Source organism: Bacillus cereus group sp. BceL220 (assembly GCF_051776965.1).
Taxonomy (GTDB): Bacteria; Bacillota; Bacilli; order Bacillales; family Bacillaceae_G; genus Bacillus_A; species Bacillus_A cereus.
In genome coordinates this window covers 251,871-273,459 of the sequence record NZ_JBPWBC010000004.1, presented here as the reverse complement: position 1 = coordinate 273,459, position 21,589 = coordinate 251,871, and the positions used below count along the sequence as shown (strand labels likewise).

The window sequence follows — 21,589 nt, the reverse complement described above, 5'->3', positions numbered from 1 at the left end:
TGATAGATATTAATCTAGATATATGGTTTGTAATATTTATTAATTGAGGTAGTGCCATATCCTCATCAAGTTAAAGTTTTGATGTCCCCGCAATGATAAAAATGGTGAATATTTATATGAAAGATTAGAGCTCTCCTTCTTGTAGGAGGGCTCTAATCTTTGTTTAAAAACTATATCATATACATGGGGGCAGACTCATCGTCTGAAAATTGTCCGGATTCAATTTAGAATATGTCAAAAGAGAACTTGCGATTAAAAACAAGCTCTCTTTAAAAGAAATAACGTAATTGAGATACTTATATATTAACAATTGTTTTCTTCTAATTCCATATGTCATATGTTGAGAAATAAATTATAAATGGATTGATAAAGCTAAAATGAATGATTGACATAATATTTTGACGATAATATAATGAATCTCGAATTCAAGATAACTTGTAAAGGATTGGTAATTATGAGCGTGATTAACGATGAGAGCTTATCTTTAAAGTTATTTGTTATATTATCAAGGGCAGTACAGTCAATTACTAAGCGTATTGAAGAGGATATAAAAAGTTATGGACTTAATCCAACTGAATTTGCAGTGCTTGAGCTACTGTATAGTAAAGGCGATCAGCCTATACAAAAAATTGGAGACAAAATATTACTTGCAAGTAGTAGTATCACGTATGTAGTGGATAAGTTGGAAAAGAAGAGGTTCTTAATACGAAAACCATGTCCTAAAGACCGCCGTGTCACGTATGCGTCAATTACTTCAGAAGGTATTGAACTAATGGATAATATTTTTCCTCAGCATAAAGAGGCGATTCAGCAAATATTTGGTGGTTTGGACTATATTGAGAAAAAAATGATAATCGAAAAGTTGAAAAAATTAGGGTATTATGCACTAGAACTATAAATCTTTAGAAATATATCTCGAATTAGTAATGTCCTAATTAAATATAATTTAAATAAATAGGAGGAAAAATTAATAAATGGTAGTAAATTTATTATAATACAAAATGAATAAAACGTGTAATTTCAATCGGTATAATATGAAATAAAGTTGTTATGTTAACGTATACATATCGTCCTTTAAATTATAAATCTTTCATAAAGCGGAGAGTGGGTATCAAGAATGGAATTACGTCATTTAGAGTATTTTATTCAAGTTTGTAATAATAATAGTTTCACTAAAGCTGCGGAAGTTCTAGGTATTTCACAGCCGACTTTAAGTCAACAAATACGAGTTTTAGAAGGTGAACTTGATACACCCTTGTTTCATCGAGTTGGAAGAGGTATCAAAATGACAGAAGCGGGTAAGCTGCTATTTGATAAAGGAAAATTTATCATGCAACAATTTGATGACGTTTATAATGAAATTTTTGAATTAAAGGGTGTAAAAAGAGGTGTGATTACTATAGGAGGTCTATTAGAGGATCTCACTTATTTAACACCTTATATTATGAAGTTTCAACAACATTATCCTAACATTGTAGTAAAGATTATAGAATCCGAAGTTGCTGTAAATCAAATCGTTGACAAAAATATTGATTTCGGGATTACACGTAGTGCTCAAATTCCAGACACATTAACAAACACCCTTTTGTATAGTGAAGAGCTCGTCCTTGTCATTCCAAAAAATCATCCTTTGAATGAAAAATCATTTGTTTCTTTTCGAGAATTAGTAGGGATCAGTAGAGTAATGGTTTCATGTAGTTGTCGTGAATCTATTAAGATATATTGTGAGAGTTTAGGGTTATCTTTATCTGAAGCAAATATAGAAACAAAATCTTCTATTTCTCTATTGAGCCTTGTATACAATGGACATGGGGTTGCCATAATACCTCTTTCACTGGTTAACTTTGTTAATAATGATACTTTGAGCATAGTTCGTATTACTGATCCAACACCAAGTCAAGATATTAATCTTATACACTTTGATGATAAATTTTTAAGTTTTGCAGCACGCATCTTTATGCAGAAGTTAAATGATTCTCAAAAAGTATCAGTGTAATAGAAATAATAATGATTCTAGTGTAACAATTGAAAAAATTAAAATCTATATTAAAGTCAAAGGACAGTGGGGTTATATGTGTGGTGTAGTCGATCAAAAAGGGGGATACCATTGACTTTTAATTAAGGAAAAAAGGACAGACTTTGCAAGGAGAGAAGGCTATCAAAAACAAGTTAAGTTAATCAATCAATTCTTTGGTCTTATCGCATAGTAACAGATTCCATATGGGGATATACACTGCTATTTTGAATCTACATATCCTTATTGTAGAAAGAAAACCACCGGCATTATACCGGTGGTTTTGATTTAGAAAGCAAAGCAAGTACAACCAATCCCCCATTTAGTTCCATCTTTTCCTATTACGGTATGAGTGTGTTGATGGAGAGGGTTACTACAACTATGTAACTTGTTATCATGGGAATCGTGAGAAAGTATAGTGTTTGCTAGGTTAGCACCACCATAACCATAAACGCCCGTCGGTGACCAATCAGGTGATGCTGGCGGCAATTCAGGTGATAAATTTTTAAATTCATCATTTCCATAAACAACCTGCCCACCCATAATGGTAAGTAATGATTCAAGGTCTTTGATTTCTTCTTCTGGCACAGTAAAGTAGTCAGCAGACAATACAGCAATATCAGCAAACTGACCTACTGCAAGGGTTCCCTTTTTACCTTCATCACCAGAGAACCACGCACTTCCTTTTGAATATAATTCCAGGGCTACTTTTCTATCAAGTTTATTTTTTTCATCGTATATGGAAAGACCACCAATGGTTTTTCCGGCAACCATCCAGTAAAGAGCGACCCAAGGGTTATAGCTGGAAACCCTTGTTGCATCACTACCGGCGCCAACAGGTATACCAAGATCTAACATACGATAAATCGGAGGAGTATGCTTTGCAGCTTCCTTTCCGTATAAGTCAACAAAGTATTCACCTTGAAAAGCCATGCGGTCTTGGATGGCAATACCGCCATTTAAAGCCTTAACACGTTCCATACTACGATCTGAGATTGTTTCTGCATGATCAAACCACCAGCGTAGCCCATTAAAAGGAATTTCTCTGTTAACTTCCTCAAATACATTTAAGAAACGTGTGATTGACTCGTCATAAGTTGCATGTAAACGGAATGGCCAACGGTTTTCCACCAATAGAGAAATTACTTTCTTTAAGTCGGCTTCCATTACTGTAGCTAGTTCGGGCCGTGGCATTTGAAATTTTTCAAAATCGGCTGCCGAGAATACTAACATTTCTCCGGCACCATTCATTTTATACTTATCATTTCCTTGACCAGGAGAAACAATTTTTGCCCATGAAGCAAAGTCTTCATATTCATGATTAGGATTTTGCGTAAATAGATTATAAGCAATACGCAAAGTTAATTGTTCCTTCTCGGCTAAATGTTCAACAACTTTGTAGTCATCAGGGTAATTTTGGAAACCACCACCTGCGTCGATGGCGCTTGTAATACCTAATCTATTTAATTCACGCATAAAATGGCGAGTGGAGTTAATCTGGTCGTCAAGATTAAGTACTGGAGCTTTACCCAAACTTGAATAAAGAATAGAAGCGTTAGGGTTAGCAATTAAAAGGCCCGTTGGATTACCTCTTTTATCCCGCTGAATTAAACAGCCTGGAGGGTCTGGGGTATCTTTCGTGTATCCCAGTGCACGTAGCCCTGCACGATTTACAAGTGCTCTATCGTAAAGATGTAGCACAAAGACAGGCGTGTCTTCAGAAACAGCATTAATCTCTTCTAATGTTGGCATCCGTCTCTCTTTAAATTGAAATTCAGACCAACCTCCAACTACTCTTACCCACTGAGGAGCAGGTGTACGCCTTGCCTGTTCTTTGAGCATTTCTAGAGCAATAAAAAGTGATGGCACGCCTTCCCAACGTAATTCCATATTATAATGCAGACCACCACGAATAACGTGTATATGAGAGTCATTCAGGCCTGGAATAGCTCTCTTTCTTTTTAGGTCTATTTTTTTTGTTTTTTCCGTGGCACTATTAAGAATCTCATCTCCACCTACTGCAGTGACTAAACCATCAGTTATGGCGATAGCAGATACCTCAGGCTGAGAAGGGTCAAGGGTAGTAATTTTTCCGTTATATAAGATCATATCCGGTAAATTCATGTTCACACCTCGTCTACTTTCTATTATTTTGTAACCATGGATGAAATAATTTACCGAAAATCGGCATGACTACCCATGATAGCAAGGACACTATACATACAGAAACAAAAAAAGCTGACATAATAGGATTCATATGTTTTATAATAGGTCCTATCACTTTAGGAACTAACATGCTAAGAGGCCATACACCCAGAAGGGTAACGATAGACATTTTCCATTTTGGAGGTGGAACTGGCGTTTTCGGAGTAACAAACCAATAAGCCAAACTGCTTTCAGTTTTGTAAGTTGGATTATTGGCTTGAAATTGCTCGGCCGTTTTTAACAAATCCCGGCGAACATCTGATTCTTGCCAAGCACGTAGATGCTCATACGTATCAAAGCGAAAAATAACAGTATACTCTCTGGATTCGTTACTTGGGACTATTAGATTTACACCTAAATGTCCTGGAAATTTAGTAGCCGCAGCCTCAATTTCATGTCTCCATGTTTCAAACTGTTTTTCTCTACCTTCTTGAATTTCCCATGTAACAATCGTTGTTACTGGATTGCCAGCATCCATCGTGTTCCCTGTATAAGTCTCTTCGACAGCTACTCCTTCTTGTTTCATATTTTCCTGCTTGGAAGCGCGCCATGCACCATAGTATATGCGTATTCTACACCTTGACCATAAGCACCAGTGTGTTCCTTTACAATCTCCATTACAGCATCATAAGTGTCTTTGTGTGCCCAGTCACGTTGGTATTCAAGTAAAACTTGAATTGCTGTCACTGGAATTGCACCAGCTTGTTCTACACGACGCATAGCAGCGTTATGTGCTGTCAAACTAGTACCACCTGAAGCATCATCAACTGCATACACCTCATAGCCAGCTTTAATTGCTTCAAGCACAGGGAATGCAAGGCAAACTTCAGTCCAAAGTGCTGCAAATATTAATTTCTTTCTACCGGTTGCTTTAACTGCCTCAACAAATTTCGGATCTTCCCAAGAATTCATTGAACTACGTTCTATAATTTCATGGTTTGGGAATATATCAAGAATTTGTGGCCAAAAATAACCAGAAAAGCTGCGTGTTTCAACTGTAGTAAGAATAGTAGGTACGTTAAAAGTTTTTGCTGATTTAGCAAGCAGCATAACGTTATTAATCAATGTTTGTCTATCAATACTTGCAACTCCAAAAGTCATTTGAGGTTGAAAATCAATTAAAATTAATGCACTGTTCTCCGGATTTAACAATTCTAAATTACTCATAATAAACAGCTCCTTTTGTAATTGTTTAAAATTAATATTATTGAAAAAATATATTTTCTGTTAATTAAACCTGTAATCGTAAAAATAAAATATTTGCTATACCTTTTAATTTAAAAGAGAGTGCTGATTTAATCAGCACTAAATGTATACTATCTAGTTTTTTGAAAGAAAAGCTATTATGCATTTTGTTTACTAAGATCTCGCTGCGCGCCCATATAGCTTCCAATTATATTTTGATAGCCTGGAAGATTGCTAGCAAGCAAATTGCCAAAACCTTCGACATCGTTGCGCCAATCGCGTTGTAATTCGCAAGCTACGCTAAACCAGTTCATAAGTTGCACACCACTATGTGCCATACGAGTATTTGCAGCATCTGCAACTTGTTTACTGAAAGTTCCTGAAGCATCAGTAACAGCAAATACTTCATATCCAGCTTTTATAGCGGAAAGTGCAGGGAAAGCAACACAAACGTCCGTAACTACGCCCGCGATGATAAGTTGCTTTTTTCCAGTTTCTTCGATTGCTTTTACGAAATCATCATTATCCCATGCGTTAATTTGTCCAGGTCGAGCTATTTTTGGTGCATGAGGAAAGAGATCAACCAATTCTTGCATTAAAGGTCCGTTAGGTCCGTTTTCAAAACTTGTTGTTAAAATAACTGGTAAATCAAAAAACTTAGCAGTATGAGCAAGAGCTAAAACATTGTTCTTGAATTCATCAACACCATAGTCACGTACTAGTCCGGACATAAGACCAGTTTGATGATCTACTAAAAGAACGACAGCATCATCTTTGTTAATACGAGAATAGAGATCAGTCATTATGTATTCCTCCTAAAAATTAAGTAATCGAAGAAAGTTTAAATAGTCGAATACTATCATAAGTTTCTTCGTTTATAACTAAGCTGACCAATAATATTGGTCATAGCAGCATTCACAGAACATGAAGTGCTATACAAATTTATAGTATTTGAAAACTGATTCATTAATCAATTCTAAATTATCTATAATTTGTATAGGTCGTAACTATAGTTGTTTTCACTATAAAATAGATTGGTTTTACCTATACATCCTATAGATAGAACAATATTGATAGTCACCTATTTTTGTTATTACAATTGAATATAAGTAATGTTCAGTAATTATTTTATGATGAAAAAGGTATTAGAGGGGGGATTGTTCCAAAAGGAGAAAATGAATGCATTGGAACAATAGAGTTTCATACTTAGAGTTCACAACATAAACGTGCATAAATAGATTGTGAGATTCATCCGGATTATTGAAGAAAAGGATACATATTAGAATACTTTTTGGAGGTAGAAGCATGGCTAAAATTACTGTGGGAACCGAAAATCAAGCACCAATTGAGATATATTATGAGGATCATGGCACAGGAAAACCAGTTGTACTAATTCATGGTTGGCCGTTAAGTGGTCGATCTTGGGAATACCAAGTTCCAGCTCTTGTTGAGGCTGGATACAGAGTTATAACGTATGATCGTCGAGGGTTTGGAAAATCATCTCAGCCGTGGGAAGGGTATGAATATGATACCTTTACTTCTGATTTACATCAACTATTAGAACATTTAGAGCTTCAAAATGTCACACTTGTTGGTTTTTCTATGGGTGGAGGCGAGGTAGCCCGGTACATTAGTACGTATGGAACAGATCGTATTGAAAAGGCTGTTTTTGCTGGAGCAGTTCCTCCATATTTATACAAATCAGAGGAACATCCTGAAGGGGCATTAGATGATGCTACAATTGAAGCATTCAAAAGTGGTGTGATAAATGACCGCCTTGCATTTCTTGATGAATTTACTAAGGGATTTTTCGCGGTTGGTAATCGAACAGATTTAGTTAGTGAACCATTCCGTTTATATAATTGGGATATTGCAGCCGGTGCATCACCTAAAGGAACGCTTGATTGTATTACCGCCTTTAGTAAGACAGATTTTAGAAAAGATTTGGAGAAGTTTAATATACCTACTCTTATTATTCATGGTGACTCTGATGCAACTGTACCTTTTGAATTAAGTGGAAAACGTACATATGATGCCATTCCTGGTAGTAAACTCGCTTTAATACAGGGCGGTCCTCATGGGTTAAACGCAACTCATGCTAAAGAATTTAATGAAGCACTCCTATTATTTTTAAAGGACTGATTACAACTATATAATTGTTAATTGATAAATTATAAACAAGTAAAAAATAAAGCTTTATAAAAGATGCTCTTGGATAAATCCAGGAGCATCTTTTTAAATGGTAATATTGAGATGTTAGGTTGATAAATCTCCATTAATTTTGGATTGAATATTCTTCTTAACAGCTAAAATGTATTGATTAGAGTTTTTTAGATTTCTTAGAAGTATTGTTATATTACTATCAAGATAATATTTTGAATAATCCTCAAAACAAAGAAATGTACATTTTTTTGAGGAAGAAATATCTTGTCAGAAAACAATAAAATCTTATTAATTTTTATAATTGGTAGAATTTTTATGGAAATAATTCTCTTAATATATTAAAATAACATCGTATTATGTCAGATTTTAATTAGGGGAGAGAAATTTTATGTTGAAAAAAATCATTCCAGTTGCTTTAGCATTAAGTACAGTTACTTTTACTAGTGTATTTGCTGCGCCTTCAATCCAAGCGAGTACAGAACAAAACCGCTACATAGATGTACAAATGCTCGGTATTAACGATTTTCATGGGCAACTAGACACTGTAAAAAAAATTAACAATAAAGATGCAGGGGGAATTGAGTACTTAGGGGCTTATTTACGTGATCGTGAAAAACAAAATCCAAATACATTAAAGGTACATGCTGGAGATGTTGTTGGAGCAAGTACTCCTGTTTCAGCATTATTACAAGACGAACCTACAATTGAATTTCTAAATGATTTGAAATTCGATGTTGGAACGATAGGAAATCATGAATTTGATGAAGGTGTTGAGGAAATGCATCGCCTTATTTATGGTGGATACCATGAGAAAACAGGTAATTTTAAAGGAGCAAAATTCCCATATGTTGCTGCAAATTTCTATAATAAATCCACCGGGCGTCTATTTTTACCACCATTCACTATAAAAAAGGTACAAGGAGTTCCGGTTGGCTTTATTGGAGTCGTAACAACGGATGTTCCTAACCTTGTTATGCCTACTATGCTAAAGAATGTAGAAATTACAGATGAAGTTGAAGCTATTAACAAATCCGTAAAGCAATTAAAAAAACTAGGCGTTAAATCTATCGTTGTTCTTGCACATAACGGAGGTACAACAGATGGGAACGGAGTAACAAATGGTGATATCGTCCGATTAGCAAATGAGACTGATCCGGAAGTCGATGTTATTTTTGGTGGGCATAGCCACACTTATGTAAATGGAACTGTTAATAATAAACTTGTCGTACAAGCAAATTCATATGGTATGGCTTTTGCTGATGTTGATGTAAAGATTGATCGTAAGACACAAGATATTGTTGAGAAAAAAGCAGAAATTGTTACAACTTACCATGAAGGCATGGAGCCTGATAAAAAAATAAAGAAGAAGATGGAGAAATATCAAGCAAAAATCGCACCTCTTGTTAATGAAGTTGTAGGTAAGTCTATTGCTCCACTAGATCGCAAACTCAATACGGCTGGTGAATCTACTCTGGGAAATTTGGTTGCTGATGCCCAGCGTGCAACAATGCAATCCCAAATTGCACTTATGAATCCTGGTGGTATTCGTAATGACTTAGATGCTGGTGATATTACATGGGGAGAGATATATGGTATTCAACCATTCGGAAATCAATTAATAAAAGTAAATTTAACAGGTCAAGACATTCGTGATATTTTAAATCAACAATGGCAAAAAGATATAACAAGAATGCTTCAAATTTCAGGGATCCAATACACTTGGGATGCGAACAAGCCTAATGGAGAAAAAGTAACAAGTATTCGCTTAACAAATGGAGAAGAAATTACTCCATCTAAAACTTACAGCGTCGTTGCTAACGCATTTCTAGCTTCAGGTGGAGATGGATTTGTATCCTTTAAAAACGGTAAAGATGCTGAAACAGGACCAACTGATTTTGAAGCATTAGTAGATTATATAAAAAAATCAAAAGAACCAATTCAGTCTATTATTGATGGAAGAATTCAAAAAATAAATTAGTCTTTTATTAATCTCAAAAACAACTAGATTATCTGTGCGCTATACTTTTTAGTGTACAGGTAATCTATTTTTTTGATTTGAAATAGTCTAACCGTGGCCAATGCGTATACTGTCTAGATGCAGAGTGCCGAAAAAAATGAAGTGAACAAAAAATAACCCCTAAATTAACTCTATGATAAAGAGACTACAAACAATCAAAATTTGGAACTTCATATTAACCATATATTAACTACGTTAATAATACATACTGAAATTGAATACTTTAGATAACATCATTTATAAAGAATATCTATACATTATGATGTTATGCAATGAGGAGTTTACACTACAATGGATTGAAGTTTATGTAGTTTTATATTCGTATAAGTGAATTAAGAATTTCTTAAGAACCTATTAAGAAATAAGTGAGTTTTAGGAACTAGAATAAATGTATCTGAACAGTAATAAGAAAATGAATGTTTTAAATGGAAGTTGGCAGAGTATGTCAAAAAGCTATAAGTAAATATTTCAGGAGGTTTTTTATGAAAAAGAAAATAATTATTGCAATTGTTGCTTCTGCTATAACAATGACTCATTTTGTAGGAAATACTTATGCAGATTCGAAAATAAAGGTTTCTGTTACAGCTCCCTACAATACAAATCAAATAGCAAAATGGTTAGAGGCACATGCAAAGCCTTTAAAAACAACTAATCCAACTGCATCTCTTAATGATTTGAAACCACTTAAGAATATGGTAGGTTCAGCTTCAATTGTAGGTTTAGGTGAAGCTACGCATGGGGCTCATGAGATTTTTACAATGAAACATCGCATTGTTAAGTATTTAGTATCTGAAAAGGGCTTTACCAATCTAGTTTTAGAAGAGGGATGGGACAGGGCCTTGGAACTTGATCGATATGTTCTTACTGGTAAGGGAAACCCAAGCCAACATCTAACACCTGTATTTAAGACGAAAGAAATGCTAGATTTACTTGATTGGATTCGGCAATATAATGCTAATCCAAAACATAAATCTAAAGTACGTATCATCGGGATGGACATTCAATCAGTAAACGAGAATGTTTATAATAATATAATAGAATATATTAAAGCGAACAATTCAAAACTATTGCCTAGAGTAGAAGAGCAGATAAAAGGTCTTATTCCTGTAACAAAGGATATGAATGCTTTTGAAAGCCTTACGAAAGAAGAAAAAGAAAAGTATATTTCAGATGCTAAACAAATTAGTGCTTTATTAGAAGAAAATAAAAGTTATTTAAATGGAAAATCTAAAGAGTTTGCATGGATAAAACAAAATGCTCGTATTATTGAACAGTTTACTACAATGTTAGCGTCACCTCCTGATAAACCATCGGATTTTTATTTGAAACATGATATTGCAATGTATGAAAATGCGAAGTGGACCGAAGAACATTTAGGAAAAACCATTGTATGGGGACATAATGGACACGTTTCGAAAACAAATATGCTTTCTTTTATATACCCTAAAGTAGCTGGGCAGCATTTAGCAGAATATTACGGAAAACGGTACGTATCTATTGGAACGTCAGTTTATGAAGGACAATACAATGTCAAGAATAGCAATGGTGAATTCGGCCCATACGGAACATTAAAATCGGATGATCCAAACAGTTATAACTACATTTTTGGACAGGTGAAAAAAGATCAATTTTTTATTGATTTACGTAAGGCGAACGGCGTGACAAAAACTTGGTTAAACGAACAACATCCAATTTTCGCTGGAATAACTACCGAAGGGCCTGATATACCAAAAACTATTGATATATCATTAGGTAAAGCGTTTGATATACTCGTTCAAATTCAAAAAGTGAGTCCATCTCAACTACATTAATAAATTTAGAATAATGTGCCTTAATGACAACTTGAGAAGTGTTTCATATAATACTATGAAATTTGTTTTATATAGTAAGAAGAATAATCGTATTAGAAAAAATCAGCAATTTAACCTGTTAAGAGTAAAATGAATCTTCAATATGTAAAGCGCAAAAAACACTGAAGCGAAAAGCATCGGTGTTTTTTGCGCTTTCGGGCACAGATGCTACTTCAACCCTAGTGTACAAGTGATTTTGAATGTAAGGAATTTGTAAGGAATAGGTAAGAAAAAAGAGATTTTCATTGTGTAGGATAAAAATATAAGGAGGCGTGAAGGGGGGAACAATTACGGCCTACATATAAAACAAACAATCAGTAACAAGAGTGTTTTGTGAAAATAATGAGTACAATGATTGCAAATGCATTGTTGCCTTTTCATCATTTGGAGAATGGATAGCTGTGTGGTTCGTATATGACACTTCTATCAACTATCTATACAATTTTAATAGAAGAGAGGAATTCTTTATGAAAACACGCAGTAAAATTACATGTGCAAGTCTAGCACTTTTAATAGGTGGAAGTTCCCTGTTATACATAACACCAACATCAGTTGTAAAAGCAGAACCTACGCAAAATGTATCTAGTTCGTTACAAACAAGTACGCAAAGCGATCGTACTTCCGTTAAGAAAGCAATACGAGATGAACTGCAACTTGGATACCCGGGAATACTCGCTCAAATTTCTAAGGGTGGTAAAACTTGGAGTTATACGGCTGGGATAGCGGATCTGAGAACTAAGAAACCAATGAAAGCAGATTTTCGCTTTCGCATTGGCAGTGTGACGAAAACGTTCATTGCAACAGTTCTACTTCAATTATCTGGAGAGAACCGTTTGAATCTAGACGACTCCATTGAAAAATGGTTACCTGGCGTTATTCAAGGAAACGGATATGATGGTAACCAGATTACTATCCGTCAAATATTGAATCATACAAGTGGTATTGCTGATTATATAAATTCAAAAGACTTCGATATTATGGATACAAAAAAATCGTATACGGCTGAAGAATTCGTCAAAATGGGGATTTCTCTTCCCCCAGATTTTGCACCAGGAAAGGGTTGGTCTTATTCAAACACAGGTTACGTATTACTGGGGATTCTTATTGAAAAAGTAACTGGCAACAGTTATGCGGAAGAGGTTGAAAACCGAATTATTGAACCGCTTGATTTGTCAAATACATTTCTACCTGGTAATTCAAGCGTGATTCCAGGCACCAAGCATGCCCGTGGCTATTTGCAACTAGACGGAGCGAGTGAGCTAAAAGACGTTACTTATATTAACCCAGGTAGTTCGGATGGAGATATGATTTCTACTGCTGACGATTTAAACAAATTCTTCTCTTACTTACTAGGTGGTAAATTACTGAAGGAACAGCAGTTAAAACAAATGCTTACTACAGTTCCTACAAATAGAGAGGGAACCGGATATGGTCTTGGAATCCTTGAAATTAAGCTTCCGAATGGTGTCTCGGTATGGGGACACAGAGGTGGCGTTCTAGGGTTTTCCACTTTTGCTGGTGGAACACTTGGAGGCAAACATACATTGGCCGTCAATTCGAACAGTTTTAACATTAATAATCCAGAGTCTTTTAAAAACGTTTTAATTGCTGAATTTAGCAAGTAGGCAAAAAGGAAAACTGGATACATTTATCATTTGTAATTTTAATCGGAATAGATTACCGATTAAAATTAGTATAGAGGGAATTAAGTATCTAGAAACAATCAATCCGATAATGAGAGATGGCTAAGTAAAAGGATTGGTTTATATATTGTATTCTCTCCAGCCGATTAAAGAAGTAACAGATATAATGAGTGATTATTATGTATATATTATTGTAGTCGTGTTTGTATAGTCAATGATTATAAATTTGTATAAGATGCGAAGTCTAATTTAAGACTTCGCACCTTTGCTGTTTAACAGCTTTTATTACTAAGCTATTAATAATAGCAAAAAGGAGAATGTAACTAGTTATGCAGATGAATCTTGGCACAGGCGCTATGTAGGAGATTTTGCTGAAAATAAATTTAGAAGAATATATGAATTAGAGACATGAAAGCTGAAGTGAATTTTAGTAGTTTTTATGTTCATCAGTTACTTGAAATTCTAGCTGTTTTATATACAGAGTTTTTCCAGCCGTGATTGATAGTGTATATATATATTCATGTTACTGAGTATGCATTGAGTGAGATTTTTTAGAACTAAATACAGTGTCATCTCCTAATGGTGAAAACAGTATTTGAATATTGTAGGGCTCTTAAATGTTTTTAGATTTTTAAAGCCCGGTCATTTTAACCAAAATTTTCATAGAAATACCTTTAAAAAGAACGTTAGTTCGGATATAATAAGAACAAATGTTCTTTTGTTAGGAGTGATAACCTTGTATGATTATTCTCTTTTACCGAATCGGATTATTCTTTGTGTAGACCTTCGTAGCTTTTATGCAAGCGTATCATGTATTAAAAAAGGACTTGATCCAAGATATACAAAATTGGCTGTCGTAGGGGATGTGAATCAGAGCGGATCAATTGTATTAGCAGCAACACCGCCATTAAAAGCGTTAGGAATAAAGAAGATGGCTCGTTTGTACGAAATACCGAAGCGACCAGATATTATTATTGTGAATCCAATTATGCATACGTATATGAAGTGTTCAACTTTCATAACGGGTTTGGCTTTGCAATATGTCGCGCCGGAAGATTTTCATCAATATAGTATCGATGAATTTTTTATGGATATGACTGCAAGTATTCATTTGTTTGCCAGTAATCCGCGCGAATTCGCATTAAAGTTTAAGCGAGAAATATATGAACGTACAAGGATTGAAAGTACGATTGGTATTGGGCCGAATTTATTATTAAGTAAAGTAGCGATGGATGTGGAAGCGAAAAAGAATAGGGATGGAATAGCGCAGTGGACGTATGACGATATACCCGAGAAGTTATGGAGTATTAGACCGCTCAGTAAATTTTGGGGTATATCGTATAAAACAGAAATGAAATTGAATCGAAAAGGTATACATACCATTGGAGAATTAGCTCAGTATCCTTTGAAATATTTAAAGCAATCATTCGGTGTAATAGGAGAAGAATTACATCTACATAGTAACGGAATTGATTTTAGTAGAATAGCAGAAAAATACGTTCCAGCGACAACATCTATAGCGAAAAGCCAAATATTATTGCGTGATTATTCGGTAGAAGAGTTCATAGTTATTTTATTAGAGCATATAGAAGAGGTTTGTTATAGGCTGAGACGAGAAAAGAAATGCGCGCAAACAATTCATTTTTCAGTTGGATATAGCAAGGAATACGGTGGGGGAATAAAAAAGGCACATACGTTAAATAGAGCAACAAACTTAACGATGGATATTTATAATGTTTGTACATATTTTTTATATGAGCGCCATACAGGAGAGCCGATTCGATCAGTAAGTGTTTCATTAACAAACCTTATTAATGAAGGGGAAGAGCAAATTTCGCTTTTCGATAACATTATACAAAGAGAAAAAGAAATAAGATTAACGAAAGTTATGGACGAAATTCGAACACGATTTGGTAAGAACAGTATTTTACGTGGGATTTCTTACACAAGCGTCGCAACAGCAAGATATAGAAACACATTATTAGGAGGGCACAAATCGTGAAGAATGCTAATATGCCAAAAGGAAGAGGTATGGTAAAGTGGCAACCGTTTGCCAGTATGCCGGAGCAGTTCGCAGTTATTAAAGAAATGATAAAGGAGCAAACGAAAGCCTCGCGTCCAATTGTAACGCAAGATGCAAAAGAAATGATTGAAAATAAGCTATTAACTTCATTTTTAGGTGAGGAAGAGGTTTTACTTACATATTATAAAGATGGTTATTTATATAAAAATTACATAACAGTAGTGGATATTAATCCATTAATGGAGACGATTACTTGTACGGATGCTTGTTGTAATAAGCGTACTTTTAAGTTTTTTGATGTAATTGAGATTGATTAAAGTATGTTTCTATGCAGCAGACGTATTTTTTTAGCCTACTGCATAGAAAGGTCAGTTATAGTATTATGCTTATACTAAAAATAAGATACTCTTTATTACCATTGACGATAGTTGCATTTCAGATGAAAGAATGTGGGGAAACACCCCCGTTAACAATAGAATTAGCATTAACAGCAGTTATAGGGTTTCTTAAAATTATGAATATCAGTTGTTAGATGGTGCGATATTTATTTAGAAAAAGCCGTTTTAGATACTAATAGATATAAGTAAGACAAGACTTAATGACTAAAGAAAATAAGCATTTTACACTTCAATTATAATAGGGAGGATCATTGGTTTTCTTTTTGTATGTGAGTATATAAAGTGACCAAGTGATTCTCGTATTTCTCTTTTTAGAACATTCCATTGATTAATATGTGCTTTTTGTAATCTGTTGACAGTTTCTACAACTAATTGATTAATTTTATTTAAGAAATCTTCAGAGTCCCGAACATATACAAACCCACGAGAAATTGTATCAGGGCCAGAAATTATTTTCTCTTCTGTTTTACTCAAGGTTATAACTATTACAAGCATACCATCTTCAGAAAGTTGTTTGCGATCGCGCAATAAGGCGTTTCCAACATCTCCAATACCTAATCCATCTACATATATATTACCCGCAGTTATACGTCTTGTTTGAATAGCAGTTTGATTTTTAATATCAACAACATCTCCATTGCCGATAACATAAATATTATCTTTCTTGACACCAACAGACTCTGCCAATTGACGGTGATGATGTAACATTCTAAATTCACCGTGTATGGGAATGAAGTATTTAGGCTTCATTAAAGTAAGCATCAATTTTAATTCCTCTTGATATGCATGTCCAGAAACGTGCATTCCTGTTGAACTTCCAGATCCATAAATAACATTTGCTCCTAATAGAAATAAGTTATCTATAATACGTGAAACATTACGCTCATTTCCTGGTATGGGGGATGCAGACAAAATGACTGTGTCACCTGGTAAAATATCAACTTGTCGATAGTTGCCACTAGACAATCGAGACAGGGCAGCCATAGGTTCACCTTGACTACCAGTGCAAAGTATAGCGACTTTTTCGGGTTCCATTTGATTAATCTCATTCGCTTCGATTAACATTCCTTCAGGTATATTCAAATAGCCTTGTTCTAAAGCGACAGAAACTACGTTCACCATACTTCTTCCGAGGAGGGCAAGCTTTCTATTTGTTTTTAAAGCGGCATCTACTATTTGCTGTACACGATTCACATTAGAAGCAAAGGTAGATATAATAACTTTTCTGTGAGCCTTTACAAAGGCTTCTTCAATTTTTTCGCCTACTAACCGTTCTGATGGAGTAAATCCAGAACGTTCGGCATTCGTACTTTCTGAGAGGAGAGCTAAAACCCCGTTACTTCCGATATTAGCCATTTTGTGAATGTCTGGATATTGATTGTTTATGGGAGTCAAATCAAATTTAAAATCACCTGTATGGACTACTGTACCTTCTGGTGTATGAAAAGCAATCCCGAGGCAATCGGGAATACTATGATTTGTTTTGAAAAAAGATAGGTTGATCTGTCCAAACTCAATTAAAGACTCAGAGTCAATAACAATTAACTGTGTCGAATCTTGAAGTTTATGTTCTTTTAATTTAATGCCGATTAAGCCTAAGGTTAATTTTGTTGCGTAAATTGGTACATTCAATTGTTTTAAAAAATACGGAATACCTCCAATGTGATCTTCGTGTCCATGTGTAACAATTAAACCTCGAATTTTATCTTTATTTTCTTGTAAATATGTAACATCAGGTATTATTAAATCTATGCCTAATAAACTCTCGTCGGGAAACTTAGAACCACAATCAATGATTACAATGTCATCTGAATATTGTATGACATACATATTTTTACCAATTTCATTAACACCACCTAAAGCAAAAATAGATAGTTTATCATTTATTGTACTCAAATGAATATCCTCCTCTTAAAATCAAATTTACTTGAATCTATGTAAAGGTTTGTAACCAACTATTAATAAATAGTGGGTTACAATTACCTCAAAGACCCATATCTTTTAATCCAGGACTATGCTCATTTGGCATTTCAGGAAGTTCTGGTACAGGAAAACCTTTTGGCGGGTCAGTTACTGCTAATGTTCCTTTGTTTCTACTTGGTGATTCACCTTGGAATATTTCTCCGATTCTTGTTGGATCTAAGCTAAAATTAAATTGTGCGTTATGGAATCCCATGTCTACATACTTTCTGCACTCTGGGTATTTATTAATATCATAGTTCGGCACAGGGAAGAGTTTCCCCCATTCAACACCCAATGTCTCTAAAGCTTTTGCGAAAGCATTTTGATGTGCATTATCACGTACAATTAAGAATGCAAGTGTTTCTCTAAAAGTTTGATTGGAACTCATTTCATAAATTCTAGTTTTTTGAAGTACACCTGTAGATTCAAGTACTACGTTATCTAATAAATCGCTAATTAAATTCCCATGACTATATACCCAAGATCCATTCCATGGGTTGCCAGCTGCATCAACAGGCAATGAACTTTGAGCACCTACAATAAAGTGGTGAGGATTTGCATGTTTAACCGCTTCATCAAGTGGTGCGTTGTCAACACCAGCATTTCCTGGCGTAGGTTCACCAGATCCAGTTAATAGTTGATTAATTGTATGTTGTACAAGTTCTACATGGCTGATTTCCTCTAAAAAAACACCTCGAAGTAAATCACGATATTGCTTCTCTTTACCTCTAAAATTTGAGCTTTGGAAGAAGTATTGCATCATTGTACGCATTTCGCCATAATGCCCACCTAATATTTCTTGTAAAACTTTTGCGGCAGCTGGATCTGGCTTGTCCGGCTTGATAATATTAATCAGTTCTTCTTTATAATAAAACATGAAGTACACCTCTTTTAAGTTAGTTAACATTGTTATCGTGTCCGTTAGTTGGTTACTTAATACTGTAATTCATTTTTTTACCAATAAAGTATTACCTCAAAATACAAAGTTTTTTGGAAATAACTATTTTCGATGTAAGATGAAAATGGGGGATAGATACTTAGCAATTAATAAAAAAAGATAAGATTACGAAATGTAATCTTATCTTTTCATTAAGAATCATGAATTGTAGCTTTAAGGCTTCAGAATGACTTTTATACAGTCGTCTTCACGATTATTAAAAATCTGATAACCATAACTCGCTTCTTCAAGGGGAATTTTGTGTGTAATAATCTCTTTTGGATCAAATTCTTTATTTGTTATTTTTTCAAATAGTTCCGGCATAAAATGAATGACAGGTGCTTGTCCCATTTTAAGATTAATATTTCTAACCCAAAATGCACCGAGTGGAAAGGCGTTATAATTGCCACCATAAACGCCGGTCATTTGAACCGTTCCATATTTTCTTACGGCTTTCGTAGCGATTTGAATAGGACCGAGAGTTCCACCTTGTAATTTTAATTTTTGTTCCAGAAATTCTAGAGGCGATTTTTTTCCATCCATCCCCACACAATCAATAACTACATCAGCACCGCCATGTGTAATTTCCTTTAAATGTTCTCCCATATCGGGGAATTTTGTAAACTCAAATACCTCAACATTGTTAATCTTTTTTGCATAATTCATCCGATAATCTAAGTAATCCACTGCAATTACACGTTTAGCACCTTGCATCCAAGCGAATTTTTGTGTCATTAATCCAACAGGTCCACAACCAAGGACGATAACAGTATCACCTGGCTTAACGCCTGCGTTTATTACACTCCAATAGGCTGTTGGTAAAACATCTGATAGAAATAGTAGGGATTCATCTTCAAGTTCGCATGATTCCGGTATAACAAATGGAGTGAAATTTCCAAAAGGAACTTTTAAATATTCTGCTTGTCCGCCCGGATGATTACCAAATTTCTCTGTATAACCAAAGTATCCACCAGAATCGTAATGAGGGTTTGAGTTATCACATTGACTTTCCATTTCATGTTGGCAATAGAAACAATGTCCACAAGAAACGTTGAAGGGGATGACAACACGATCGCCTTTTTTCACTTTAGTGACATCTGGCCCGACTTCTTCAACGATTCCCATTGGTTCATGGCCGATAATGTATCCTTGAGGTAAGGGCATGTTGCCTTGATATAAATGTAAATCAGAACCGCAAATAGCGGTTGAAGTAATTTTTACAATAATATCATCTTTTTTCTCTAATTTTGCATCATCCATTTGTTTAACCTGTACTTGGTTTGGTCCTTGATAGGTTACAGCTTTCATCTCATATCTCCTTTTGGATTATGTCTCAAAACATAATTTTATTTAATCTCTTGGTGAAATAGAAATCTTTCTTTTGTTTACTGAAGGGAATTAGAAAGTATACATAGTGTTGTTATGAAAGTATGTTATATCAGTTATTCTTTCTTATATGTTTTGCCCTACTTTAAGAAAAAAATCAATTTTTATTCATCATCTAATTTCCATAAAAAGGATAATTATTATTTCATAATTTGTAGCATATTAAAAACATCGGAGGTGAAACAATATGGGAAAAAATAATAGTGGAAGTCGTAATGAATTATTAGTTCGAGGCGCTGAACAAGCTCTTGATCAAATGAAATATGAAATTGCACAAGAGTTTGGTGTACAACTTGGTGCAGATACAACAGCTCGTTCAAACGGATCTGTTGGTGGTGAAATTACAAAACGTTTAGTAGCAATGGCAGAACAACAACTTGGTGGTAGAGCTAACCGCTAAGTAAATTGGCATAAAATATAGCAAATATGTAAATCAATTTCTTTTGTGTATTCATAAAAATAAAAACCCTTATATTAAACAGATTCTCACTCAAAGATTATTGATAATCTTCTTTCATAATCTTTGAGTATTTAATTTGTAAACTACTTTCCTAAACAATAAACACGCGGTGTTGGAAAGGTGTTTTCCATGCATAGTAGAAAATCTTTTGCAGGAAAAAGCATACTTAAAAATTTGATTTCAATATTGAAATCAATATTTATTATCATATTTTCGAAAGGTAGGAATTTAAAAATGGGTATATTAAGTGGAAATCCTCAAAATGAACCTTTACATTACGGTGAAGTATTTGACATTTGGAGCTATCTTCTTGCTGCACAGGGTGCAATTGCCAGCCATCAAGTATTTATGAATCACACAGGTGACGAAGATTTGAAGAAGTTTTTAGAAAGCTTAATTGAAAATGATATGAATTCGGAAATAGAAGAGTTAAAAACTCTTTTAAAGGTGAATGGCGTAGCTTTACCGCCTGCTCCTCCAGAACGACCAGTTGCATCGATCGAAGACATTCCTCCTGGAGCACGTATTAATGATGTTGAAATTGCTGCAGCTGTTTCTACAGGATTAGCAGCTGGACTTGTGACATGTAGTCAAGTAATGGGAAAATGCCTTCGAGAAGATGTAGGCATGTTGTTTGGACAATTTCATATGAAAAAAGCGCAGGCAGGTGTAACTCTGCTACGTTTAAGTAAGAAAAAGGGATGGGTAGTTCCACCTCCATTACATGTAAGAAATTCTGACCAAGCGTAATAAACAAAAATAAAAAAGTGGCGTTGGCCACTTTTTTATTTTTTAGATGTATCCTTAAGCTTGGATTTATTTATTGTAGAAGAATCTATATATTCATCTGACATTTCCATAGCATATTTATTATGTTGAATATGATTGTGATTTGTTAATTTATCGTCGTTACGTAGCACTAGCCTCTTCATATAAATGTGGAAGAAAACTTCTGTTCCACCAATAATTAAAGCGGCTATAAATGAAGAAAGTCCAATGTTACGAGTAGCATCTAAATTAGTAAACAAAGATGTTAGTAACCAAGTTCCGAAGAAGCTTAAGCCGAAATCTGCCATTGTAGCAATCATATTTCCGTATTTAGGTAAAATGAAGAGGTCTCCGATTAAATAGGCAGCTCCCGTCAGAAAAAGAGAAATTAGTAATACTCTAGGAATTGAAATGCCTTGAAAGATACTGAGCATGATTAGCAATACTGCAGTTATTGCTGTGTATTTAATTAATAAGGCAACAATATGTTTCATCATTTTCCTCCATTGTGTAAACGTATATGGAATACAATATTTCATTAAAAACGGATTATGCTTTTATATAGCGTAACCCGTTTT

18 protein-coding genes are annotated in these 21,589 nt (G+C 34.5%); 10 read left to right on the top strand and 8 right to left on the bottom strand.

Going from position 1 to position 21,589, the window contains the following annotated elements; all coding sequences use genetic code 11:
- Nucleotides 1–454: 454 nt before the first annotated feature.
- A complete protein-coding gene (locus tag ACS2FK_RS13505) occupies nt 455–898 on the top strand; it encodes a MarR family winged helix-turn-helix transcriptional regulator (RefSeq protein ID WP_063547832.1) in 444 nt (147 codons plus the stop codon).
- Nucleotides 899–1,117: 219 nt separating this feature from the next.
- Nucleotides 1,118–1,996 (top strand): LysR family transcriptional regulator, encoded by an 879-nt coding sequence (locus ACS2FK_RS13500; RefSeq protein WP_023522386.1) that lies wholly within the window; start codon nt 1,118–1,120, stop codon nt 1,994–1,996.
- 306 nt (nt 1,997–2,302) lie between these two features.
- Here ACS2FK_RS13500 and ACS2FK_RS13495 read toward each other — a convergent pair whose 3' ends face one another.
- From ACS2FK_RS13495 to ycaC, 4 genes are all read right to left on the bottom strand, one after another.
- On the bottom strand, nt 2,303–4,138 hold the full coding sequence (locus ACS2FK_RS13495; protein WP_023522384.1) for an amidohydrolase: 1,836 nt from the start codon (nt 4,136–4,138) through the stop codon (nt 2,303–2,305).
- Nucleotides 4,139–4,151: 13 nt separating this feature from the next.
- A complete protein-coding gene (locus tag ACS2FK_RS13490; protein WP_023522383.1) occupies nt 4,152–4,745 on the bottom strand; it encodes an antibiotic biosynthesis monooxygenase in 594 nt (197 codons plus the stop codon).
- Nucleotides 4,742–5,386 carry a hydrolase gene (locus ACS2FK_RS13485; RefSeq protein ID WP_000067162.1) on the bottom strand — a complete coding sequence of 215 codons (645 nt, stop codon included), beginning with the start codon at nt 5,384–5,386 and terminating at the stop codon, nt 4,742–4,744. Before ACS2FK_RS13485 ends, ACS2FK_RS13490 begins: the two co-directional genes overlap by 4 nt.
- A gap of 176 nt (nt 5,387–5,562) precedes the next feature.
- Nucleotides 5,563–6,207, bottom strand: a complete 645-nt coding sequence (ycaC, locus tag ACS2FK_RS13480) for an isochorismate family cysteine hydrolase YcaC (RefSeq protein ID WP_000131213.1) — start codon at nt 6,205–6,207, stop codon at nt 5,563–5,565.
- A 502-nt stretch (nt 6,208–6,709) separates the two neighbouring features.
- Between ycaC and ACS2FK_RS13475 the strand changes: the two genes are divergently transcribed.
- The 6 genes from ACS2FK_RS13475 (at nt 6,710) to ACS2FK_RS13450 (ending at nt 15,417) form a co-directional block, all read left to right on the top strand.
- Nucleotides 6,710–7,546: a bromoperoxidase gene (locus ACS2FK_RS13475; RefSeq protein WP_063547830.1), complete on the top strand. Its 837-nt coding sequence runs from the start codon at nt 6,710–6,712 to the stop codon at nt 7,544–7,546.
- A gap of 409 nt (nt 7,547–7,955) precedes the next feature.
- On the top strand, nt 7,956–9,545 hold the full coding sequence (locus ACS2FK_RS13470) for a bifunctional metallophosphatase/5'-nucleotidase (protein ID WP_063547828.1): 1,590 nt from the start codon (nt 7,956–7,958) through the stop codon (nt 9,543–9,545).
- A 521-nt stretch (nt 9,546–10,066) separates the two neighbouring features.
- A complete protein-coding gene (locus tag ACS2FK_RS13465; RefSeq protein WP_063547826.1) occupies nt 10,067–11,395 on the top strand; it encodes an erythromycin esterase family protein in 1,329 nt (442 codons plus the stop codon).
- A 506-nt stretch (nt 11,396–11,901) separates the two neighbouring features.
- A complete protein-coding gene (locus tag ACS2FK_RS13460; protein ID WP_063547824.1) occupies nt 11,902–13,059 on the top strand; it encodes a serine hydrolase domain-containing protein in 1,158 nt (385 codons plus the stop codon).
- A 754-nt stretch (nt 13,060–13,813) separates the two neighbouring features.
- Nucleotides 13,814–15,079, top strand: coding sequence for a Y-family DNA polymerase (locus ACS2FK_RS13455; protein WP_063547822.1), 1,266 nt, complete (start codon nt 13,814–13,816; stop codon nt 15,077–15,079).
- Entirely contained in the window at nt 15,076–15,417 is a 342-nt protein-coding gene (locus ACS2FK_RS13450) for a YolD-like family protein (protein ID WP_053564081.1), read from the top strand. Before ACS2FK_RS13455 ends, ACS2FK_RS13450 begins: the two co-directional genes overlap by 4 nt.
- A 303-nt stretch (nt 15,418–15,720) precedes the next feature.
- Here ACS2FK_RS13450 and ACS2FK_RS13445 read toward each other — a convergent pair whose 3' ends face one another.
- The 3 genes from ACS2FK_RS13445 to ACS2FK_RS13435 form a co-directional block, all read right to left on the bottom strand.
- Nucleotides 15,721–17,394 carry a ribonuclease J gene (locus tag ACS2FK_RS13445; protein ID WP_063547820.1) on the bottom strand — a complete coding sequence of 558 codons (1,674 nt, stop codon included), beginning with the start codon at nt 17,392–17,394 and terminating at the stop codon, nt 15,721–15,723.
- A gap of 88 nt (nt 17,395–17,482) precedes the next feature.
- Complete coding sequence (locus tag ACS2FK_RS13440; RefSeq protein ID WP_000500355.1) at nt 17,483–18,337, bottom strand: manganese catalase family protein; 855 nt, start codon at nt 18,335–18,337, stop codon at nt 17,483–17,485.
- Nucleotides 18,338–18,571: 234 nt separating this feature from the next.
- Entirely contained in the window at nt 18,572–19,705 is a 1,134-nt protein-coding gene (locus ACS2FK_RS13435) for a zinc-dependent alcohol dehydrogenase (RefSeq protein WP_063547818.1), read from the bottom strand.
- A 265-nt stretch (nt 19,706–19,970) separates the two neighbouring features.
- Here ACS2FK_RS13435 and sasP point away from each other — a divergent pair, with 265 nt between their 5' ends.
- Both sasP and ACS2FK_RS13425 read left to right on the top strand, forming a co-directional pair.
- Nucleotides 19,971–20,183: a small acid-soluble spore protein, SasP family gene (gene sasP / locus ACS2FK_RS13430; RefSeq protein ID WP_063547816.1), complete on the top strand. Its 213-nt coding sequence runs from the start codon at nt 19,971–19,973 to the stop codon at nt 20,181–20,183.
- Nucleotides 20,184–20,477: 294 nt separating this feature from the next.
- Nucleotides 20,478–20,993, top strand: a complete 516-nt coding sequence (locus tag ACS2FK_RS13425; RefSeq protein ID WP_000512134.1) for a DUF3231 family protein — start codon at nt 20,478–20,480, stop codon at nt 20,991–20,993.
- A 35-nt stretch (nt 20,994–21,028) separates the two neighbouring features.
- Here the strand turns inward: ACS2FK_RS13425 and ACS2FK_RS13420 are convergent, their stop codons facing one another.
- Entirely contained in the window at nt 21,029–21,505 is a 477-nt protein-coding gene (locus tag ACS2FK_RS13420) for a YndM family protein (protein ID WP_063547814.1), read from the bottom strand.
- Between the last annotated feature and the right edge of the window lie 84 nt (nt 21,506–21,589).